Here is a 20,979-nt window from a genome sequence, read left to right on the forward strand (position 1 = left end):
ATGGCCCTTTATATATAAGGTTTGCATGCTCTTTATTTTGATTGTTTTGCATGCGCTGCGCCCAAGAAAAACGCGCTGCAGACCGGGTGATCAACAGCGCGTTTTTTGAGGTACCCCACTTGGCTGTGGGGTGAACAAATCAGTTCAGCGCAACACGGGCTTTGCCCTTGAAGCTGTAGAGTGTGACCGCCGGGGTGGTCAGTTCACCCTTGGGGGTGAAAGCGATGTTGGCGGTGATGCCCTTGAACTGGGTCTTGCTGATGAAAGGCACATAGACCTGCGGATCGACCGAGTTGGCGCGTTTCATCGCGTCCACCAGCACAAAGGCTGCGTCATAAGCGTAGGGGCTGTAGATCTGGAACTGGCCTGGGAAACGTGCATCGTAGCGCTTCTTCCATTCAGGGCCACCCTGCATTTTTTGCACCGAGGCGCCGCCGGTGGCGCAAGTCACGTTGACCAGGTTGTCGGACAGGCTGGCGAGTTCGGGCAGTTTTTCGGTGCACAAGGCGTCACCACCAAACAGTTTCACATTGGGCAGGCCCAGTTGCATCATCTGGCGCAGCAGCGGGCCGGCTTGGGCGTCCAGGCCGCCGTAGAAAATGGCGTCGGGCTTCTTGCTCTTGATCGAGGTCAGGATGGCGGTGAAGTCGGTGGCTTTGTCGGTGGTGTACTCGTTGGCAACCACTTGCACACCACGCTGTTCGGCGGTGGCCTTGAACACATCGGCCAGACCCTGGCCGTAGGCTGTGCGGTCGTCAATCACCGCCACGGTCTTGATCTTGAGTGTGTCGTTGGCAAAATAAGCCAGGGCTGCACCCAGCGAGTTGTCGTTGGCGATCAGGCGGTAGGTGGTGTTGAAGCCGCGCTTGGTCACGTCCGGGTTGGTGGCAGCAGCGGTGATGTGCGGAATGCCACATTTGTTGTAGATGCTCGAAGCCGGGATGGTGGTGCCCGATTGCAAATGGCCCACCACACCTGCCACTTTGGAATCGCACAACTTTTGCGCCACGGCAGTGGCCTGGCGTGGGTCACCGGCGTCATCTTCCGGGGCCAGTTCAAACTTGATCTTCTTGCCACCAATCACCAGCGCCTGGGCGTTGATGTCATCAATCGCCATGCGCACGCCGTTTTCTGTGTCCTTGCCAATGTGGGCAATACCGCCCGAGGTCGGGCCAGCGTGGGCGATGCGTACGGTTTGCACGTCTTGCGCATGCGCCAGGGATGAGCTCAGGGCCAGCACAGCAGCAGCTGTCAGGGTGAGCGAAGCAGCGGAGGAAGTAGAGGTTTGCATGTGATTGATCAGAAGTTGCGAAGGTTTCAGGCGCCATGCGGCCCCTGAACCTGCGATCTTACTGTCTGCACACTTTCGGTGCGAGCATGCGTCACCTGGATCAATCCAAGTCAAGCGTGATTTACGCGGCTAATAAGCGTGCGCTCAATGCCCCAGAATCTTCGACAAGAAGTCCTTGCTGCGTTCACTTTGCGGGTTGTTGAAGAAGTCGTGCGGGTTGTTCTGCTCAACGATCTGGCCTTGGTCCATGAAGATCACACGGTCGGCCACCGCCTTGGCAAACCCCATCTCGTGGGTGACACACAGCATGGTGATGCCCTCACCAGCCATCGCAATCATCACGTCGAGCACTTCCTTGATCATCTCGGGGTCGAGTGCGCTGGTGGGTTCGTCAAACAGCATGATCTTGGGTTTGAGGCACAGGGCCCGCGCAATCGCCACACGCTGCTGTTGGCCGCCCGAGAGCTGCAGCGGGTACTTGTGCGCCTGTTCGGCAATACGCACCCGTTTGAGTTGCACCATGGCCTTTTCCTCGGCCTCTTTTTTGGGGATCTTGCCCACCCACATCGGTGACAGCGTCAGGTTTTCCAGCACGGTGAGGTGCGGGAACAGGTTGAACTGCTGGAACACCATGCCGACTTCTTTGCGCACCTGGTCAATCGCCTTGATGTCGTCGGTCAGCTCCACGCCATCAACGATTAGTCGGCCCTGCTGGTGTTCTTCAAGCCGGTTGATGCAGCGGATCAGCGTCGATTTGCCCGAGCCGGATGGCCCGCAGATGACGATGCGTTCGCCCTTGGCCACGCTCAGGTCAATGTCGCGCAACACATGGAAGTTGTTGCCGTACCACTTGTTGACTTTGTCAAATGTGATGATGGGGGAGGTGGTGTTGGTTTCAGCCATGGTGGTGTTTGGTTGAATGGGGGAAATCAGCGCAGCTTGCTCTTGTTGACCTGTTTTTCCACCCAGCGGCTGTAGCGTGACATGGAGAAGCAGAACACAAAATAGATCAGCGCGATGAAGAAGTAGCCTTCGATGATGTAAGGCCGCCAGTTGGCATCTGAGTTGACACCGAGTTTGAGCGCACCGGTCAGCTCGTACAGGCTCACGATGGTCACCAGCGAGGTGTCTTTGAAGGTGGAGATGAAGTTGTTCATGATGCCCGGCACCACCATCGCCAGCGCCTGCGGCAGCACAATCATGCGTTGTGTCTGCCAGTAGCTCAGCCCCAGGGTGGCGGCCGCTTCGACCTGCCCTTTGGGAATAGCCTGCAGGCCACCGCGGATCACTTCGGCCATGTAGGCCGCCGCAAACAGCGTGATACCCACCAGCACGCGCACCAGCACATCAATCTGGGTGCCTTGGGGCATGAACAGCGGGAACATGAATGAGGCCATGAACAGCACCGAGATCAGCGGCACACCACGGATCAGTTCGACATAAATGGTGCAGAAGCTGCGGATCGCTGGCAGCTTGGAACGTCGGCCCAGTGCCACCAGCAGGGCAATCGGAAAACACAGCACCAGCGACAGCGAGGACAGCAGAATGGTCAGCGGCAGACCACCCCAGCGGTCGGTGTCGACCTGGGTCAGGCCAAACACCTTGCCATACATCAGCACAAAAAACACCGTCAGCACGACCAGCCACAGCAGCGGCAGCCAGGTTTTCCAGAAACTGCGGATGCAGCTCGCCACCAGCAAGCCGGTCAGCAAAATGGTGGCAATCAGCGGACGCCACTGTTCCTCATACGGGTAACGTCCAAACAGGATGATGCGGTATTTCTCGGAAATCACGCCCCAGCAGGCGCCGACACCTTCGGCGTGGCAGGCCTCGTAGTGGGGCGACCAGCTGGCGGAGATCAGTGCCCAGTGGATGGCCTGGGGCAGCAGCCACAGCAGCAAGCCGCCAATGACCACGGTGCCCAGGCTGGTTTTCCAGTCGGCCAGCAAGTTGCTCTTGATCCAGGCCAGCGGGCCTTCGGAGTTGATCGGCGCAGGGCGCGCTGCAATCGGTTGAAAAGTGGTTGAGGTCATTTGGTGTCGTCCTGTTCAACGCTCTTTGATCGCCGCGCGGCTGTTGTACCAGCCCATCAGCAGCGAGGTACCCAGCGAGGTGATCAGGTACACCAGCATCACCAGCGAGATACATTCCACCGCGCGGCCGGTCTGGTTCAGCGCGGTGTTGGCAATCGACACCACATCGGGGTAACCAATGGCCACGGCCAGCGAGGAATTTTTGGTCAGGTTCAGGTACTGGTTGGTCAGCGGCGGGATGATGACCCGCAGCGCCTGCGGCAGCATCACCAGGCGCATTTCCTGTTGCTGCGACAGACCCAGTGCCGAGGCCGCTTCACCCTGGCCGCGTGGCACCGAGGCAATGCCTCCGCGCACCACCTCGGCAATGAAGGACGCGGTGTAGAGCGTCAGGCCAATCAGCACCGCCAGAAATTCGGGTGTCAGGGCACCACCATTCTCAATCGCAAAATCCCCCTTGACAGGGCGGTTCAGTTCGGTGGGTGCACCACCCAAGGCCCAGCCCGCCAGGCTGCAGGCGACCAAGATCAGCACCGGCACCCAGAACGCACTGCGCAATTGCCCCGTGGTTTCAAACTGGCGCTTGGCCCAGCACCGGTACAGCAGCACCAGCGCCACCCCGGCCAGCAGACCAAAGGCCGCCCACAGTTGGCCAGCCGCCCACACTGGGATCGGGTAGTTCAAACCACCCTTGGACAAAAAGAAGTCGCCAACTTGCCAGGCCACGTCTGCCGAGGGCAAGACCTCGGTCAGGATCACGTACCACATCAGCAATTGCAGCAGCACCGGGATGTTGCGAAAGGCTTCCACATACGACAGGCAGACCCCACGCACCAGTGCGTTGCGTGAGAACCGCCCAATACCCAGCAAGGTGCCCAGCAGAGTCGACAGGATGATGCCCACAATGGCCACCCGCAGGGTATTGGTCACACCCACCAGAAACGCCTGCCAATAGGGTTGTTCGGAGTCAAAGGGGTACAGGCTTTCACCGATGTCAAAACCGGCGGCCTGGCTCAGAAAATCAAAACCACTCTGGATGCCGCGCACCCGCATGTTGACCAAGGTGTTGTGGGCCAGGAACCAGACCACAGCCACAATGGCCACAATGGCCAGCACCTGGTAGACGATGCCGCGAAACGCCTGGCTGCGCCACGACCAGCGGTGGTGAGAGGGAGGGGTGTCAGAACTCATGGTGCTTCTTGCCCGCAGGCCTTGGAATGGAAGCCACGTGTGGCAGGTAGGGAATGCCTAAAAAAATGCGCCGCAGGCATCGCAGGTGCGACATCAAGCGGCGCAGCGTGACAGACAGTCGATCAGCGAACCGGGAAAGCGTACATCAAGCCGCCTTTGTTCCACTGGTTGTTGACACCACGGGGCAAGCCCAGGGCCGATTTGGGGCCGACATTGCGCTCAAAAATTTCACCGTAGTTGCCGGTGGCCTTGATCGCACGGGCCATCCATTCCTTGTCCAGGCCCAGCAGTTTGCCGGTGTCTTCCGAGGTGCCTAGGATACGCTTGACCACCGGGTCAGTGCTGCTGGTCTTGAGCGAGTCTACGTTGGCTTGGGTGATACCGTACTCTTCGGCTTCGAGCAGGCCATAAATCACCCACTTCACAATGGCATACCACTCGTCGTCACCGCGGCGCACCATCGGGCCCAGGGGTTCCTTGGAAATCAGCTCGGGCAGGATGATGTGGTCTGCCGGCACCTTGGCCACCTTGTTGCGGGTGGATGCCAGGCCAGAGGCGTCGGTGGTGTAGGCGATGCAACGGCCAGTGAAATAGGCGTTTTCAGCGGCTTCGAGCTGTTCAAACACCACCGGCTTGATGCCCAGGCCCTTGGCCTTGGAGTAGTCGGTCAGGTTCTTTTCGGTGGTGGTGCCAGACTGCACACACACGGTCTGGCCCTTGAGCTGGGCGGCGCTCTTGATCTTGCTCTTGACCGGCACCATGAAACCCTGGCCGTCGTAGTAGGTCACGGCGGTCAGGTTCAGGCCCAGGGAGGCATCGCGTGTCAGGGTGAAGGTGGTGTTGCGTGACAACACGTCCACTTCGCCGGACTGCAGCGCGGTGAAGCGCTGTTGTGCGTTCAGCGGCACGTATTTCACCTTTTCTGCGTCACCCAGCACCGCAGCCGCCACAGCGCGACACACATCCACATCCAGACCGGTCCACTTGCCGGTGGAGTCCGCAGCGCCAAAACCTGCCAGGCCGGTGTTGGAGCCGCAGATCACCTGTCCACGGGCCTTGATGCTGTCCAGTGTTTTGCCCGCATGCGCGGGGAGGGCTGTCAACGTGCCGATGGCTGTGGCAATCACTGCCAGTGTTTTTACAGTGCTGATACGCATAGGTGAAGATCTCCGGTTGATAAAAAGGGTTTCAGAAGGCGCGCCCCACTTTGCCGCCAAGCGATGCACTCTATCAGTGCATATTTCGAAAGGCATCCGGGTTTACGTGAGCAAACCAGCAAGTAGAGGTGATTCACACCCTGACTGATGACGGTCTAACAAGCAGTAAGCGTGCCATGTGGGGCGGTGGGTTCAGGCAGTGCAAAATCGGCGTTTTCGCAACCACCACAAGGTAAACCGTGCCCTCATCCAAAGCAGAAATCCTGGGTAAACCACTGGAAGGCTGGCGGCTGCGGCTCTACACCATCATTTTTGAGGCCGACACCCGTGCCGGACGGCTGTTTGACCAGGTGCTGATTGCTGTCATCCTGACCAGCGTGGCAGTGGTGGTGGCTGACAGCGTCCACAGCATCCATCTGGCTTACCACCACCTGTTCACCCCTGCCGAGTGGTTTTTCACCCTGATCTTCACGGTGGAGTACCTGGCGCGGCTGGCCTGTGTGCGCCATCCCTGGCGTTATGTGTTCAGTTTTTACGGGGTGATCGACTTGCTGGCGCTGCTGCCCACCTACCTGGCCCTGCTGGTGCCCGAGGTGGGTGCACTGATTGATGTGCGCATCCTGCGTTTGTTGCGGGTGTTCCGGATCTTCAAACTCACCGCCTATGTCTCCGAGTACCAGGCGATTGGCCAGGCCCTGCGGGCAAGTCGCCGCAAGATTGCGGTGTTTCTGGCGGCGGTGCTGATGATTGTGCTGGTGATTGGCACCCTGATGTATGTGGTGGAGGGCCCGGCCAATGGCTTCACCAGCATCCCCACTGCGGTTTACTGGGCCATCACCACCATGACCACCGTGGGTTTTGGTGACATCACGCCCAAGACCGATCTGGGGCGGCTGATTGCCTCGCTGATGATGTTGCTGGGCTGGGGCACACTGGCGGTGCCCACCGGCATCGTCACCGCCGAGATGACCTACGCGCGCCGCGCGGCCACCACCACCCGCACCTGCCATGTGTGCCTGACCGAGGGCCACATGCCCGACGCTCGCTATTGCCGTAACTGTGGTGCCAGCCTGCCCCGTTATGAGCATGATGGCGCGGCGCAGGATTGACCCGGCCTCTCCAACACCACTGTGCTGTCAAGACACTTGGCTGCGTTAGCATGGCCTGGAGTGCAGCAGCACCCCGTAGTCATTCAATTGCACCACGGTGGTGCAATTGGCCCGGTGGTCGTGGTATGCCCTAGGTGGATGGCCAGGAGGTGTGGTACAGGCTATTGTTTTTATGCTATTTTGACCTCTAGCCCTGATGTATAAAGGGCTTAAAGCTATATTTTTGATATGACTCTACAACCTGTTTCTCCCGAAAAAGTGGGCCTGAGCAGCGAGCGCTTGGCGCGCCTGATGGCTGTGTTGCAGCGTGAGGTGGCTGACCAACGTCTGCCCGGCGCGGTGGCCGTGGTGGCGCGCCACGGCAAGCTGGCCTTGATGGACAGCGTGGGCCAGCTCAACCCGCGCACTGGCGAAGCCATGCACAACGATGCGCGTTTTCGCATCTACTCGATGACCAAACCGATTGTGTCGGTGGCAGCGATGATGCTGGTGGAGCAGGGACGCTTGCTGCTGGCCGACCCGGTGGCCAAATACCTGCCCGAATTTGCACAGCAAAACGTGGCGATGAACGGTGAGGCCACCGAGCTGCAGCCGGTGATGCGTGACGCCACGGTGCACGACCTGCTGCGCCACACTGCCGGCCTGACCTATGAGTTCCTCGGTAGCGGCCCGGTGCAACGCCAGTACGCCCAGCTGCGTTTGGGTTCACGCGATCGCAGCCTGGCCGATTTCACCCAACAGCTCGCCGCGCTGCCGCTGATGTACCAGCCCGGCCAGGTGTTTGAATACAGCCGCGCCACCGATGTGCTGGGCCGGGTCATCGAGGTGATCAGCGCACAGCCTTTGCAGCAGTTTTTGCAAGAGCAGCTGTTTGAGCCGCTGCACATGCCCAACACCGCGTTCACTGTGCCGCCCGAATTCCACGGCCACATTGCCGAACCCTTTGCCCGCGACCCCGACGGTGGCCTGCAGATGAAGGTGATTGACGTGCGCACCGACGCGACGCTGGCATCGGGTGGTGGTGGCCTGATATCCACCGCGCAGGACTACGCACGTTTTTTGCAGTTTTTGCTGAACCGCGGTGAACTCCACGGTGTGCGCCTGCTGGGGCCACGCACGGTGGACTTCATGACCACCGACCACCTGGGCGAGATACCGCTGGCGCCGGGTGGCTCGCGCGCGCTGCTGCCCGCCGGACACGGTTTTGGTTTGGGTTTTGCGGTGCGCAAACACCTGGGTGTGGCGCCGGTGCCGGGCTCGGTCGGCACCTATTTCTGGGGCGGGTTGGCAGGCACCTCGTTTTTTGTCGACCCGGCGCTCGATCTCTTTGCTTGCCTGATGTTGCAGGCACCGAACCAGCGCGAGTACTACCGCATGTTGTTCCGCGACATGGTCTACGCGGCGTTGCTGGACTGAGCTGTGGCCGGGGAGGGCACCGCTGCCCGGTGCCTCAGCACACAGCGCTGCGCTGGCTCAACGCGTCATGCCCGCCCAGCTCATGAGCAGGCGCATACCCAGCGCAACAACACCTAGCGCTGCAACACTGCAGGCCCAGATCAGAATCAGCCAGCCGACCCGTCGCAGGGTTTCACGAGCTTGGGTGGGTGTGGGCGGATTCGCCATTCAGTGGTACCCCTCACCCACCTTGACTTTGCCCCGAAACACGTAATAAGCCCAGGCGGAATAACCAAGAATCATCGGGATGATCAGCAGCGCCCCCACCAAGGCGAAGCCCATGCTTTGCGGCGGCGCGGCTGCCGCCCAGATCGACAGGGACGGGGGCACGATGTTGGGCCAGATGCTGATCACAAACCCGCTGTAACCCAAAAAAATCAGCAGCAGCGACCAGATGAACGGGCCCGCGTGCGGGTCGTTGTCGAGTGTGTTCAGAATGTAATAAGTGGCCAGCGCGACCAGAACAGGCACCGGCACAAAAAACCAGATGTTGGGTTGGCTGAACCAGCGCCCCGCAATGGCTGGGTGTGCCAAAGGAGTCCAAATCGAGGCCGTGGCGATGGCCGCCAACAAGGCGAACGTGGCGGGTTTGGTGATCTGGATCATTTGTCGTTGTAAATCACCTTCGGTTTTGAGAATGAGCCAGGTTGATCCCAAGAGCGCATAGGCGATCACAACCCCAAAGCCCGTGAAGACCGAAAATGGTGTCAACCAGTCCATGACCCCATACACAGCGCTGCCGTTGACGATCTCGATGCCGCTGATAAAGGCCCCGAGGATGGCGCCTTGGCAGAAGGCCGTCACGAACGAGCCCAGCATGAAGGCTTTGTCCCAGAAGGGTTTGTGGGTCTCGTCGGCCTTGAAACGGAACTCGAAAGACACGCCGCGCCAGATCAAGCCGAGCAGCATGAGGATGAGGGGCACATAAAACGCGCTGAGCAGAATAGCGTAGGCCTTGGGAAAAGCCGCCATGAGCGCAGCGCCACCCAGCACCAGCCAGGTTTCGTTGCCGTCCCAGACCGGCGCCACGGTGTTGACCATCGCGTCGCGGTGGCTGCGGTCTGTGACGAGCGGAAAGAGAATCCCGATCCCGAGGTCGAAACCGTCGGCGATCACATACATCATCACGCCAAAGCCGATGATCAGCAGCCAGATCAGGGGAAGATCGATACCCATGTTGTGCTTCCTTGGTCAGACCGTGGTGATGGGTGGTTGCGCAGGCGGCGTGGCGGCCGACAGCGGCCGTGCAGGCCGTTGGTCCAGCGCGTCCCCGTCGGGAGGGGGCTCGTGCACGTCCGGGCCTTGTCCGATGAGTTTGAGCAGGTACGCCACTCCCGCGCCGAACACAGCGATGTACACAATCACCAGCACCAGCAGGCTGATACTCAGCGTCATTGCGGAGTGCTTGGACACCGCATCCGCCGTGCGCATCAGTCCGTAGACCACCCAGGGTTGTCTGCCGATTTCCGTGGTGTACCAGCCCGCCAGCATGGCCACCACGCCGGACGGCCCCATCAGCAGCGCAAAGCGCCACAGTGCGCGCGACGCATAAACACGTTGGCGCCAATGTGACCAGGCTCCCCAGAGTGCCAGCACAATCATCAGGACACCCAACCCCACCATCACACGAAAGGTCCAGAACACCACGGTGGCGTTGGGACGGTCTTCGCGGGGGAACTCTTTCAAACCCGGGTACTGACCGTGCCAGTCGTGGGTCAGGATCAAGCCACCCAGGTTCGGGATTTCAATCTTGTAGCGGGTGGTCTCGGCCGCCATGTCCGGCCAGCCGAATAACACCAGCGGCACACCCTCACCCGGTGTGTTCTCCCAATGACCTTCCATGGCCGCGATCTTGGCTGGCTGGTGTTTGAGGGTGTTCAGGCCGTGGGCATCACCCACAACGACTTGCAGCGGCGCCGCGAACAGCAGCATCCACAAGGCCATGGAGAACATCTTCTTGATTTCCGGCTTGTGGTTGCCCTTGAGCAGGTGCCAGGCACCCGACGCGGCAACCAGCAGCGCGGTCGAGATGAATGCCGCCACCACCATGTGGGTGAGTCGATACGGAAAGGACGGGTTGAAGATGATCGCCAGCCAATCCACCGGCACCACCACGCCGTTGATGATTTCGTGCCCCTGCGGTGTCTGCATCCAGCTGTTGGACGCCAGAATCCAGGTCGCCGAGACCAGCGTGCCAAGCGCCACCATGATGGTGGCGAAGAAGTGCAGGCGTGGCCCCACCTTGTTCCAGCCGAACAACATCACGCCCAGAAAACCGGCTTCCAGAAAAAACGCCGTCAAGACCTCATAGGTCAACAGCGGCCCAGTGACACTGCCCGCAAACTCGGAGTATTGGCTCCAGTTGGTGCCAAACTGGTAGGCCATCACCAGGCCAGACACTACCCCCATCGCAAAGTTCACAGCGAAGATCTTGGACCAGAAGTGGTACAGGGTTTTGTAGACCATGTCCTGTTTCTTGAGCCACAAGGCTTCGAGCACGGCGAGGTAGGCCGCCAGGCCAATGGTGATGGCGGGAAAGATGATGTGGAAGGTGATCGTGAATCCGAACTGAATTCGCGCCAGTTCGAGGGCGGTGAGGTTGAACATGGTGAGGTTTGACGATGGTGAGAATCGCATCTCGACCAAGGATGCAGTCGGCGCGCCAGAGGATTCTTACCCAAAGGGTCATTTTCTGGGCCAGGCCCGCGCCATACGGACGGGGCGCGTATGGTTATTGGGGCGTGTTGTGCAAGTGGGCCCGCCCCGCACCAGGGGCAGGCGCTTGCTGGCTGGCGCTGTGGGCCAGATTTATCCCTGAACGCTCAGCTTCTTGAGCTGGTAGAGCGCCTCCAGCGCCTCACGCGGGCTCAAATCATCAGGATTGAGGGCTCTGGCCCAGGCTTCGACTGGGCTTTCAGCTACGACCTCTGTAGCAACTGGCGCCGCAAACAAGTCCACCTGAGCCTGGTGCTGGCTGGCCTGTGCCTCCAGCGCTTCGAGGGTGTGGCGGGCATGGTTGACCACCGCAGCGGGCATGCCCGCCAGCCGTGCCACCTGGATACCGTAACTTTTGCTGGCTGGCCCCGGCTGGATCTCGTGCAGGAACACGATGTCGCGGCCACTCTCGGCCGCGCTCACATGCACGTTGATGGCCGCGTGGTGGTTGGCCGGGAACTCGGTCAGCTCAAAGTAGTGGGTCGCAAACAGGGTGTAGGCCTGGGTTTTGTCGTGTAACTGGGTGGCAATCGCTGACGCCAACGCCAGGCCGTCGAAGGTGCTGGTGCCACGGCCAATCTCGTCCATCAGCACCAGCGAGTTGGGTGTGGCGGCGTTGAGGATTTGTGCAGCCTCCAGCATCTCCAGCATGAAGGTGGACTGCGCGTTGGCCAGATCGTCGGCCGCGCCAATGCGGGTGTGGATGGCGTCAATCGGCCCGAGGCGGCAGGCGCTTGCCGGGACATAACTGCCCATGCTGGCCAGCAGCACAATCACCGCAATCTGACGCATGTAGGTCGATTTACCACCCATGTTGGGTCCGGTGATGATCTGCATGCGCTGCTTCACGCTTAGCCGGGTGTCGTTGGCAATAAAAGCGCCCGAACTCAGTTCAGCCAGGCGCGCCTGCACCACCGGGTGGCGGCCAGCGTCGATGTCGATACACGGCTCTTTGACAAACTGCGGCGCGCACCAGTCCAGGGTCAAGCTGCGTTCGGCCAGCGCACACAGGGCGTCCAGCGTGGCCAGTGCGTCGGCCAGGCGGGTGAGGGCGGGCACATAAGCCTGTAATTGGTCCAGCAGCTGGTCGTAGAGCCATTTTTCACGGGCCAGGGCACGCTCTTGTGCACTCAGGGCCTTGTCTTCAAAGGCTTTGAGTTCGGGGGTGATAAAACGCTCGGCGTTTTTCAGGGTCTGGCGGCGGCGGTAGTCGTCGGGCACCTTGCTGGCCTGGCCTTGCGTGACTTCGATGAAAAAGCCATGCACCTTGTTGAACTGCACGCGCAGGTTGCTGATGCCGGTGCGCGCGCGTTCGCGGGTTTCCAGATCGAGCAAAAAGCCGTCGCAGTTGGTCTGAATGGCGCGTAACTCGTCCAGTTCAGTATCAAAGCCACTGGCGATCACCCCGCCGTCGCGCACCAGCGCGGCGGGCTCAGTATCGATGGCGGCGCGCAACAACTCGGCGCAACCATCGGGGGGCAGCAGGTTTTCAGCGATGTGGGTCAAATAGGCCTCTAGCCCTCGTATAACGGGGGCGAGTAGCTCTGTTTTTTGAAGCGTGACCTGCAAACCCACCAGCTCACGCGGGCGCACCTGGCGCAGTGCAATGCGTGCGGTGATGCGTTGCACATCGGTGCTGCCTTTGAGCTGCTGGCGCAGTTTGTCCCACGGACCAGCACCGGCTGACAGGGTTGGGCCGCTGCGCAGGGCCTCGATCGCGCGGTGGCGTTGTATCGCTTCGCTGCGGTCACGCCGGGGTGAGAGCAACCAGCTTTTGAGCAAACGGCTGCCCATGCCGGTCTGGCAGGTGTCGAGCAGGGAGAACAGCGTGGGCGAGTCCTCGCCGCGCAGCGTCTGCACCAGTTCCAGGTTGCGCCGGGTGGTGGGTGGCAGGTCGATTACATCGCCCTCGCGCTGCACCTGCACGCTGTGGATGTGGGTGAGTGCCCGGCCCTGGGTGTGTTCGGTGTAGCTCAGCAGCGCGGCGGCTGCTGCCTGCGCCAGCACCAGTTCCTGTGCCTGCCAGGGCGCCAGGCTGGTGGTGTTGAGGTGTTGGGTGAGGGTGCGTTGGCCCAGGCCGGTGTCAAACTGCCAGTCGGGTCGCACCGAGATCGACAGCGGCGTCATCACAGGAATCGCGCGCAGCCGTGCCTCAAACGCAGGTGTGGCACCGGCGCTGAAGATCAGCTCACCCGGGCCGACACGTAACACCCAGTTGGCCAGGTCATCTACCGCACATTCGGCCAGATGCACCACGCCTTGGGTCACGCTGAGCCAGGCCAGGCCGCAGCTGTTGCGCGGACCCTGGTGCACAGACAGCAGCAGCGCCTCGGTTTTGTCGTTGAGCAACTCCAGATCGGTCAGCGTTCCGGGCGTGACCACCCGCACCACCTTGCGCTCAACCGGACCTTTGGCTGTGGCCGGATCGCCGACCTGCTCACAAATCGCCACCGACTCTCCGAGTTTGATCAGGCGCGCCAGATAGGTCTCGACCGAGTGGAACGGCACCCCAGCCATCACCACCGGCTGCCCGGCGCTCTGGCCGCGCTGCGTCAGGGTGATGTTGAGCAGGCGCGCGGCCTTTTCGGCGTCGGCATAAAACAGTTCGTAAAAGTCCCCCATGCGGTAAAACAGCAGGGTGTGGGGGTGATCCGCTTTGAGGCCCAGGTACTGGGTCATCATCGGTGTGTGTGGCAGGGTGTGATCGGTCATTGGGGGGAAGTCTAGCAACTTCACATCGGCCTTATGGGGTGCGGTCGGGCGGCTCAACACCGCTTGCACCGCTGGGCGTGACGGCGTTGACGCTTCTCCAAGCTGCTTCCTATACTCGCGCCAAAAAGGGACCGGCAAACGGACCAAGCTGCTTGGCGCCACCTCATACCCGCCAATCCCCACTTGCATCACCGGTTTTTTCACTGACCAAGGAGCACACGATGGCCATCGATTGTTTTATCAAGTTTGACGGTGTCGAGGGTGAGTCAAGCAACAAGGACCACAAGGGGGAGGTTGAAGTCTTGTCCTGGAACTGGGGCATTGCCACCGCCGGGCAGGTGGGCGGCACCAGCACCAGCAAGGGCAAAACGGTGGCGGAGCCCTTGAGTTTTGTGCATCTCTATGACAAGGCATCCCCCCTGCTGGCCAAACACTGTGCGGCGGGCAAACTCTTCAAGACGGTGGTTCTGACGTCCCGCAAGGCGGGTGAAGGCCAAAAGGATTTCCTGCAAGTGAACCTGAAGGACGCGCAAGTCACTAGCGTACAGCCCTCCTGCGCGGATGGTGGAGAGATCACCGAAGCTGTCACGCTGACCTACCGCGACATCGAATTTGCCTACAAACCCCAGGATGGCAAAGGTGGCTTGGGTGGTGATGTGAAGTTCGGCTGGGACGTGGCGAGTGCCCAAGTCCGCTGACGGTCGCGCTGCCCATCGGGGTGTCATCTGCCCCGGACAGTACCCCTTGCTCAAAGTGTTGATGCACGTCAAAATGCCGCAGAATGTCAACAAAAGTTGACATTCATCAATGTCACAAAACAGCAGCCTAGGCACAGTAGCCTGGTCCTACAACTTACTGGAAAAGTTATGCGCGTAATGCTCGTTCACCCCAATTACCACTCGGGTGGTGCTGAAATTGCCGGCACGTGGCCTCCAGCATGGGTGGCTTACCTGACTGGTTACCTCAAGGCAGGCGGTTATACCGATGTGGTGTTTGTTGATGCCATGACGCTGGACCTGAGTGAAGACGCCATGCGCCAGAAGTTTGCCGAGATCAAGCCCGACATCGTTGGCTGCACGGCCATCACCCCGTCGATCTACAAGGCACAGCGCCTGTTGCAGGTGGTGAAGGAGGTCAACCCGAACATCGTGACCGTGCTGGGTGGTATCCATGCCACCTTCATGTTCTCGCAGGTGCTCGGTGAGTCGCCCTGGATTGATGCGATTGTGCGTGGTGAAGGTGAACAGGTGTTCCTGAACCTGGTGAAAGCGGTGGATGCCGGTGACTTCATGCAAAACCGGGACGCTGTCAAAGGCATTGCCTACCGCAACGACGAGGGCAAGATTGTGGCCACTCCGGCCGAGCCACCGATTGCCGACCTGGACACCATCACACCAGACTGGGGCATCCTGGACTGGAGCAAATACATCTACACCCCAATGAATGTGCGGGTGGCGATCCCCAACTTTGCGCGCGGCTGCCCGTTCACCTGCAGTTTCTGCAGCCAGTGGAAGTTCTGGCGCGACTATCGCATCCGCGACCCGAAAAAAGTGGTCGACGAGATCGAGGACCTGGTCAAGAACCACAAGGTTGGCTTCTTCATCCTGGCCGACGAAGAGCCCACCATCCACCGCAAGAAGTTCATCCAGTTCTGCGAAGAACTGGTCGAGCGCAAGCTGCCGGTGTTGTGGGGCATCAACACCCGCGTGACTGACATCCTGCGTGACGAAAAACTGCTGCCGTTGTACCGCAAGGCTGGCTTGATCCACGTGTCGCTGGGTACCGAAGCCGCCGCCCAGCTCAAGCTCGATTTGTTCAACAAAGAGACCACGATTGAGCAGAACAAGAAGGCCATCCGCCTGCTGCGTGAAGCCGGCATCGTGACCGAAGCGCAGTTCATCGTGGGTCTGGAGAACGAAACCGCCGAGACCATTGAGGAAACCTACCGCATGACGCGTGACTGGAACCCCGACATGGCCAACTGGGCGATGTACACCCCGTGGCCGTTCTCCGACCTGTTCCAGGAACTGGGCGACAAGGTCGAGGTGTTTGACTACGAGAAGTACAACTTCGTCACCCCGATCATGAAACCCACCGCCATGGACCGTGGTGAGCTGCTGGACCGGGTGATGAACAACTACCGCCGGTTCTTCATGAACAAGACCTTCTTCCAGTACCCATGGACGCGCGACCCGGTGCGCCGAAAGTACCTGATGGGTTGCCTGAAAGCGTTCTTGAAGAGCGGTTTTGAGCGCAAGTTCTATGACCTGGGTCGGGTCGGTTACTGGGGCCCGCAGAGCAAGAAAAAGGTCGACTTCAAGTTTGACCAAGGTGTGCGCCACGAACGCCCCGATGCCGCTTTGGTGGCCAAGGCCGACGAAGGCTGGATCACCATGCACGGCCCCAAGATCGAGATGCGCCGCAAGAAGGGCGAGGACATCGCCGCAGAAGCCATTGCCGCACAAGCCGCCGCAGCCGCTGCAATGCCGGTATCGGCCTGTGGTGGTGGTAAAGAGCAAATGACCGAAGAAGAAATGGCCAGAGCTTGATGGGTGCAGTCGACGGCGTGGCGGGCCGCATTGGGCCCAACGCCATCATTCGTGTGTTGGAGACCCTGCGCGAGGCCTTCGGGCAGGATGTCACGGCTGGTCTGTTTGTGCAGGCCCGGCTGGGGCACTATCTCGATCAACTGCCCGAAAAAATGGTCAACGAGACCGAGGTGTGGCGCTTGCACCAGGTCTTGCGTGAGCAGTTGGGGCAGCCCACCTGTGCCGACATCACCTGGAAGGCTGGCCTCAAAACCGCCGACTACCTGTTGGCCAACCGCATCCCCAAGGCCGCGCAAGTGGTGTTCAAGGCGCTGCCTGCTGCGGCCTCGGCGCGTCTGCTGCTGAAAACCATCGGAGGCCACAGCTGGACCTTTGCGGGCAGTGGCCAGTTCAGCTACGAGGTGGGGCAGACGGTGGTGCTGACGATTCGCAACAACCCGCTGTGCCGCGATGTTCGTACCGATGTGCCTGTGTGTGACTTTTATTCCGCCACCTTCGAGCGCCTGTTCCAGGTGCTGGTGCACCCCAACACCCAAGTCGAAGAGACCGCTTGTGAAGCCAAGGGCGACGATGTGTGCCGTTTTGAGTTGCGCTGGAAATAGGCTCTAGCCCTTGTGTAGTCTGGGCTAATGGCTTCATAAATCAGATCTGACTCACAGGCTCAGTGGCTTGGCGTAGCCTGTCATCTCCAGATAACCCCGACCCACCGGCTGGCCTTGTGCATCCAGCAAGTCACTCAGACCCTCCCAGTAGATCGCACCGGTGGAGCGGCTGCTGTCGAGTTCCTGGTCGTCGACCAAGGCGCGTACGGTGAAGTGCGTGGGGGTGGATGAGGCGCCGGGCACGGTCACCCGCCATTCCACCGGGTAGCTTGTGGCACTGGCCGGGCTGGTCCAGCGGCGTATGGGCTCAAAACTCACCTGATCGTGCCCAAAGACCACCGGCACCAAGGCATCCTTGGCGCGCCAGGAGCCACCGGCCCACACCGTGCCACCGGTTTTGTTGCGCAAGCGAAAGGCTGTCAGTGCGCTGCCATTGTTGAGGTTCATGCCGATCCAGTCCCAGCCCACCGCCTGTGGCGCCATGATGGACTGGCTCCACTCATGGTCCAGCCAGGCGCGCCCGATCACCGCCTGGCGCTGGCCGTCCAGTGTCAACTGGCCACTCACACGAAGCTGCGGCAGGCTGTAATAAAAGCTGGCCTGACTCGCCTCGGGTCCTTTGCGCGACAGGCCTGCATCACCTTGCAGCAGCAGCGACTGGGTTTCCTGTAGGTTCAGCTCAAAGGCAAAACCTTCTCCATTTGCACGCGCCAGGTAGCTGCTGCCACGCCGCTGCAGCGACCAATCGCGCAGGGTGACATCGGTGTCGGTGTCACTGGCCTGGGTCAAGTCGACTTGCGCGTTACCCGAGCTGCGGGCAATCCGCTGGTCATGTAACAGGCGCTGACCCGTCACATCGGTGACCGCCGCGTGGGCAAAGTGCAGTTGCTTGGCGGCGAAACCCGAGCGCATGGCCTGTGTGCTCGGCACGCGCGAGCGGAAAAACGTCAGCTGAAAACCAAATAAGCGGCCCTGCGCCTGCAGCTCACCCGTGACATACCACCATTCGGTGTCCGTGTTCGGGTGGCTACCCAGGTCACGTGGAAACTGCAGCGGGCGCTTGACCAGCACCGCTGGCGCTGCAGTGGGGTCGCTGCTTTGCGCCTGCGTCTGGCCGTGCCACAGCGGGGCAATCAGCGTCGCTGCCACCCACTGGCGGCGGGTCAGGGGCGTGAAGGTCGGGGTGTGCAAGCGGGTGTCTCAGGCGCCGGGTTTCGGCGCCCGGTCTTGAAGGGCTTTGAGAATACCGGCCGGGATCGGGCGGCACTGGCATTCTTTGTTGTGCGCCACATGCCAGTCGATACGCTGTTGCAGACTGGGGTTTTTGGGCATGGCGTGTTGTTCATGCCACAGCTTATTGATCTTGCCCATCGTAGGCCTCCAGCGCAATAGGTAACGCACCAATGACCGTGGCACCGGCGGCTGGCAGGCCGAGCAGCACGGCGCTCAGAACTTCTTGCCGTGACGCCCCCTGTGATTTGGCTGAGAGCACATGGAATGGCACACCAGAGGTGTTGCCGGTGGCGGCAAGGACCGCAATGTAGGCCAATTCCTCGGTCTTCTTGTCCAAAGCACTGGCCTCATCCAGGGCCTGTGCCATTTGCATCCAGGCCTGCGCCTGGGCTGGGGCTTCTTGTAGGAATACGGAGAATGCTTTTGAGATGCTCATTGGGGTTCCTTGGGTGCCAAGTGCCTGTGGCTCGATGACGTTTGGTGTAAGGGTCGACTCATCTCAACGCAACAGCTAGCGCACCCGATCAGCGGGGTGATTCACCCCATCGTTGGTGGGCACGTCTTGGATATCAAACGGATTGACACCTTCCAAACAACCCACGTTGTAACCGTACTCGTTGGGGTTGGATCGGCGCTGGTGGTGGGTGTAGATCCCGCACACAGAGCAGAAATAGTGTTTGGCTGTTTTGGTGTTGAACTCGTACAAACGCAACTTGTCGTGGCCTTGAACAATTTCGATGCCTGACAAGGGCACAGACGCCACGATGGCGCCTTTTCGGCGGCAGATCGAGCAGTCACAACGACGCGGATTCACAATGCCATCAGGCAGATGCAGGCGCAAAACCACGGCGCCGCAGTGGCAGGATGCCAGGTGTTTCTCTTCAATGTGTGTGGGGCCAACCTGTTTGATCATGGTCTGTCCTTGTGATGATGGTGGGTCGACGTCTGTAGCCAGCGTCTCCATTTTGACCAACTTCAGCGGCACGGAAAAATCGCCCAACAAGCGATCAGCCGTCAGTCTAGTTTCGCCCGAAGTTCGGCTGCCGAAGGGTTGCAATCCCCGATGTTCTTGTACACCCACGCCGGGTCAAAATACGAGCCCAGGTAACGTTCACCCGAGTCACATAACAGTGACAGGATCGAGCCTTGTTGGCCTTGCTCGCGCATCTCGCTGGCCAGTTGCAGCATGCCGACCAGGTTGGTGCCGGTGGAGGGGCCGACCTTGCGGCCGAGCAAACCGGAGAGCAGCTGCATCGCCGCCACCGAATCGACATCGGCGACCTCGATCATGCGGTCAACCAGGGTGCGGATGAAGCTGGGTTCGACCCGTGGTCGGCCAATGCCTTCGATGTGGGAGCCGGGACCGGTCACGCTGGCGTCACCGGTGCGGTGGTACTCACCAAACACCGAGCCGGCCGGGTCGGCCACACACAGCTGTGTGTCGTGGCGCTGGTAACGCACAAAACGACCTATGGTGGCGCTGGTGCCACCGGTGCCGGCACCCACCACAATCCATTTCGGCACCGGGAAACGTTCCCGCGCCATCTGGCTGAACATGCTTTGCGCGATGTTGTTGCTGCTACGCCAGTCGGTGGCGCGTTCGGCATAGGTGAACTGGTCCATGTAGTGGCCACCGGTGTTACAGGCCAGTTCGCGCGCTTCGTCGTAGACGGCGCTGGCACTGTCAACCAGGTGGCAGCGGCCACCGTAAAACTCGATCTGGGCGATTTTTTCACACGAGGTGGCGCGTGGCATCACCGCGATGAAGGGCAGGCCCAGCAGCCTGGCAAAGTAGGCTTCACTCACCGCAGTGGAGCCGCTGGACGACTCGACCACGGTCGAGCCCTCGTGGATCCAGCCATTACACAGTGCGTACAAAAACAGAGAACGCGCCAGCCGGTGTTTCAGGCTGCCAGTGGGGTGGGTGGATTCGTCTTTGAGGTACAGGTCGATGCCGCAACTGGCAAAGCCGGGCAGCGGCAGGGCGATCAGGTGGGTGTCAGCGCTGCGCTGGTAATCGGCCTCGATCTGCGCGATGGCGTTGTGGAGCCAGTTCATAGGGTTTCTCAAAAATGTGAGCTTCTCACCCTTATTGCATAAGGGCTACAGCCTGCTTTTTTGCTTACTTCAGGCTGCCCGAGAGGAACTGCGCCAGGCGCACACTCTTGGGGTTGGAGAGCACATGCGCCGGGTTGCCTTCTTCTTCGATCAGACCCTTGTGCAAGAAGATCAGGTGGTTGGAGACCTCACGGGCAAAGCCCATTTCATGGGTCACCACCACCATGGTGCGGCCTTCCAAAGCCAGGTTTTTCATGACCTTGAGCACCTCGGACACCAGTTCGGGGTCGAGCGCGCTGGTGGGTTCGTCAAACAACATCACCTCGGGCTCCATCGCCAGTGCGCGGGCAATCGCCACACGTTGCTGCTGGCCACCGCTCAGGTGTGCGGGGTAGGCGTCTTCCTTGCCTTCCAAGCCGACCTTGGCCAGGTACTTGCGGGCAGTTTCCACCGCCTGGTCGTGCGGCACCTTCAACACATGCACCGGTGCTTCGATGATGTTTTGCAACACCGTCATGTGGGCCCACAGGTTGAAGTGCTGGAACACCATGGCCAGCTTGGTGCGCAGGCGCGCCAACTGTTTCGGGTTGGCGGGGTGCAACTCACCGTTGGCACTGGGGTTCAGGTGCAGCTCTTCACCGGCCACGTTGATACGCCCCTGGTGGGGCTTTTCCAGCAGGTTGATACACCGCAGAAAGGTGCTTTTGCCCGAGCCCGAGCTGCCGATGATGCTGATCACATCGCCCGCATGGGCGGTCAGCGACACCCCCTTGAGCACCTCGTTGGAGCCAAAGCGCTTGTGGATGTTTTCAACCTGGAGTTTGAGGGTGGTGGTGGCGGTCATGGAAAGGCTCTTGTAGTCGGGTCGGCGTGG

The 20,979-nt window shown here is 60.4% G+C and carries 20 protein-coding genes; 5 read left to right on the top strand and 15 right to left on the bottom strand.

The genetic code is table 11. The annotated features are described in order from the left end of the window. Positions 1 to 139: 139 nt before the first annotated feature. The 5 genes from KKO72_RS03300 to KKO72_RS03320 all read right to left on the bottom strand — a co-directional run bounded on the left by KKO72_RS03300 (position 140) and on the right by KKO72_RS03320 (position 5,672). Positions 140 to 1,291, bottom strand: a complete 1,152-nt coding sequence (locus tag KKO72_RS03300) for a branched-chain amino acid ABC transporter substrate-binding protein (protein ID WP_214935415.1) — start codon at positions 1,289 to 1,291, stop codon at positions 140 to 142. A gap of 144 nt (positions 1,292 to 1,435) precedes the next feature. Further along, positions 1,436 to 2,194 carry an amino acid ABC transporter ATP-binding protein gene (locus tag KKO72_RS03305; protein ID WP_214935417.1) on the bottom strand — a complete coding sequence of 253 codons (759 nt, stop codon included), beginning with the start codon at positions 2,192 to 2,194 and terminating at the stop codon, positions 1,436 to 1,438. A gap of 26 nt (positions 2,195 to 2,220) precedes the next feature. After that, positions 2,221 to 3,324, bottom strand: coding sequence for an amino acid ABC transporter permease (locus KKO72_RS03310; protein ID WP_214935419.1), 1,104 nt, complete (start codon positions 3,322 to 3,324; stop codon positions 2,221 to 2,223). 15 nt (positions 3,325 to 3,339) lie between these two features. Next, positions 3,340 to 4,515 carry an amino acid ABC transporter permease gene (locus KKO72_RS03315; protein WP_214935421.1) on the bottom strand — a complete coding sequence of 392 codons (1,176 nt, stop codon included), beginning with the start codon at positions 4,513 to 4,515 and terminating at the stop codon, positions 3,340 to 3,342. 122 nt (positions 4,516 to 4,637) lie between these two features. Continuing rightward, on the bottom strand, positions 4,638 to 5,672 hold the full coding sequence (locus KKO72_RS03320; RefSeq protein WP_214935423.1) for an amino acid ABC transporter substrate-binding protein: 1,035 nt from the start codon (positions 5,670 to 5,672) through the stop codon (positions 4,638 to 4,640). 239 nt (positions 5,673 to 5,911) lie between these two features. Between KKO72_RS03320 and KKO72_RS03325 the strand changes: the two genes are divergently transcribed. Beyond that, positions 5,912 to 6,781, top strand: a complete 870-nt coding sequence (locus tag KKO72_RS03325; RefSeq protein WP_214935425.1) for an ion transporter — start codon at positions 5,912 to 5,914, stop codon at positions 6,779 to 6,781. 228 nt (positions 6,782 to 7,009) lie between these two features. Further along, positions 7,010 to 8,197 carry a serine hydrolase gene (locus tag KKO72_RS03330; protein WP_214935427.1) on the top strand — a complete coding sequence of 396 codons (1,188 nt, stop codon included), beginning with the start codon at positions 7,010 to 7,012 and terminating at the stop codon, positions 8,195 to 8,197. Between the two features lie 57 nt (positions 8,198 to 8,254). Here KKO72_RS03330 and KKO72_RS03335 read toward each other — a convergent pair whose 3' ends face one another. From KKO72_RS03335 to mutS, 4 genes are all read right to left on the bottom strand, one after another. Further along, a complete protein-coding gene (locus KKO72_RS03335; protein ID WP_214935429.1) occupies positions 8,255 to 8,404 on the bottom strand; it encodes a DUF2474 domain-containing protein in 150 nt (49 codons plus the stop codon). Next, the gene (cydB, locus tag KKO72_RS03340; protein ID WP_214935431.1) at positions 8,405 to 9,412 is read right to left on the bottom strand and encodes a cytochrome d ubiquinol oxidase subunit II; all 1,008 of its coding nucleotides are present in this window, start codon (positions 9,410 to 9,412) and stop codon (positions 8,405 to 8,407) included. Between the two features lie 15 nt (positions 9,413 to 9,427). Beyond that, complete coding sequence (locus tag KKO72_RS03345; protein ID WP_214935433.1) at positions 9,428 to 10,843, bottom strand: cytochrome ubiquinol oxidase subunit I; 1,416 nt, start codon at positions 10,841 to 10,843, stop codon at positions 9,428 to 9,430. Positions 10,844 to 11,044: 201 nt separating this feature from the next. Continuing rightward, the gene (gene mutS / locus KKO72_RS03350) at positions 11,045 to 13,663 is read right to left on the bottom strand and encodes a DNA mismatch repair protein MutS (RefSeq protein ID WP_214935435.1); all 2,619 of its coding nucleotides are present in this window, start codon (positions 13,661 to 13,663) and stop codon (positions 11,045 to 11,047) included. Between the two features lie 221 nt (positions 13,664 to 13,884). Between mutS and KKO72_RS03355 the strand changes: the two genes are divergently transcribed. From KKO72_RS03355 to bchJ, 3 genes are all read left to right on the top strand, one after another. Then, positions 13,885 to 14,361 (top strand): type VI secretion system tube protein Hcp, encoded by a 477-nt coding sequence (locus KKO72_RS03355; RefSeq protein WP_214935437.1) that lies wholly within the window; start codon positions 13,885 to 13,887, stop codon positions 14,359 to 14,361. A gap of 168 nt (positions 14,362 to 14,529) precedes the next feature. Then, the gene (gene bchE / locus KKO72_RS03360) at positions 14,530 to 16,212 is read left to right on the top strand and encodes a magnesium-protoporphyrin IX monomethyl ester anaerobic oxidative cyclase (protein ID WP_078363816.1); all 1,683 of its coding nucleotides are present in this window, start codon (positions 14,530 to 14,532) and stop codon (positions 16,210 to 16,212) included. Next, positions 16,212 to 16,814, top strand: coding sequence for a bacteriochlorophyll 4-vinyl reductase (bchJ, locus tag KKO72_RS03365; protein ID WP_214935439.1), 603 nt, complete (start codon positions 16,212 to 16,214; stop codon positions 16,812 to 16,814). Before bchE ends, bchJ begins: the two co-directional genes overlap by 1 nt. A gap of 51 nt (positions 16,815 to 16,865) precedes the next feature. On the opposite strand, the gene KKO72_RS03370 is transcribed toward bchJ, so the two are convergent. From KKO72_RS03370 to KKO72_RS03395, 6 genes are all read right to left on the bottom strand, one after another. Further along, on the bottom strand, positions 16,866 to 17,939 hold the full coding sequence (locus KKO72_RS03370; protein ID WP_371736809.1) for a lipocalin-like domain-containing protein: 1,074 nt from the start codon (positions 17,937 to 17,939) through the stop codon (positions 16,866 to 16,868). A gap of 75 nt (positions 17,940 to 18,014) precedes the next feature. Then, a complete protein-coding gene (locus KKO72_RS03375; RefSeq protein ID WP_214935441.1) occupies positions 18,015 to 18,185 on the bottom strand; it encodes a hypothetical protein in 171 nt (56 codons plus the stop codon). After that, positions 18,169 to 18,483, bottom strand: a complete 315-nt coding sequence (locus KKO72_RS03380; RefSeq protein WP_214935443.1) for a carboxymuconolactone decarboxylase family protein — start codon at positions 18,481 to 18,483, stop codon at positions 18,169 to 18,171. The genes KKO72_RS03375 and KKO72_RS03380 overlap by 17 nt, the downstream gene beginning before the upstream one ends. Positions 18,484 to 18,558: 75 nt before the next feature. After that, positions 18,559 to 18,960, bottom strand: coding sequence for a GFA family protein (locus KKO72_RS03385; RefSeq protein WP_214935445.1), 402 nt, complete (start codon positions 18,958 to 18,960; stop codon positions 18,559 to 18,561). Between the two features lie 101 nt (positions 18,961 to 19,061). Continuing rightward, a complete protein-coding gene (locus KKO72_RS03390) occupies positions 19,062 to 20,105 on the bottom strand; it encodes a PLP-dependent cysteine synthase family protein (protein WP_214935447.1) in 1,044 nt (347 codons plus the stop codon). 64 nt (positions 20,106 to 20,169) lie between these two features. Continuing rightward, positions 20,170 to 20,949 carry an ABC transporter ATP-binding protein gene (locus tag KKO72_RS03395; protein WP_214935449.1) on the bottom strand — a complete coding sequence of 260 codons (780 nt, stop codon included), beginning with the start codon at positions 20,947 to 20,949 and terminating at the stop codon, positions 20,170 to 20,172. Between the last annotated feature and the right edge of the window lie 30 nt (positions 20,950 to 20,979).

Origin of the sequence: Rhodoferax sp. U11-2br, assembly GCF_018619435.1 — a bacterium.
GTDB lineage: Bacteria > Pseudomonadota > Gammaproteobacteria > Burkholderiales > Burkholderiaceae_C > Rhodoferax.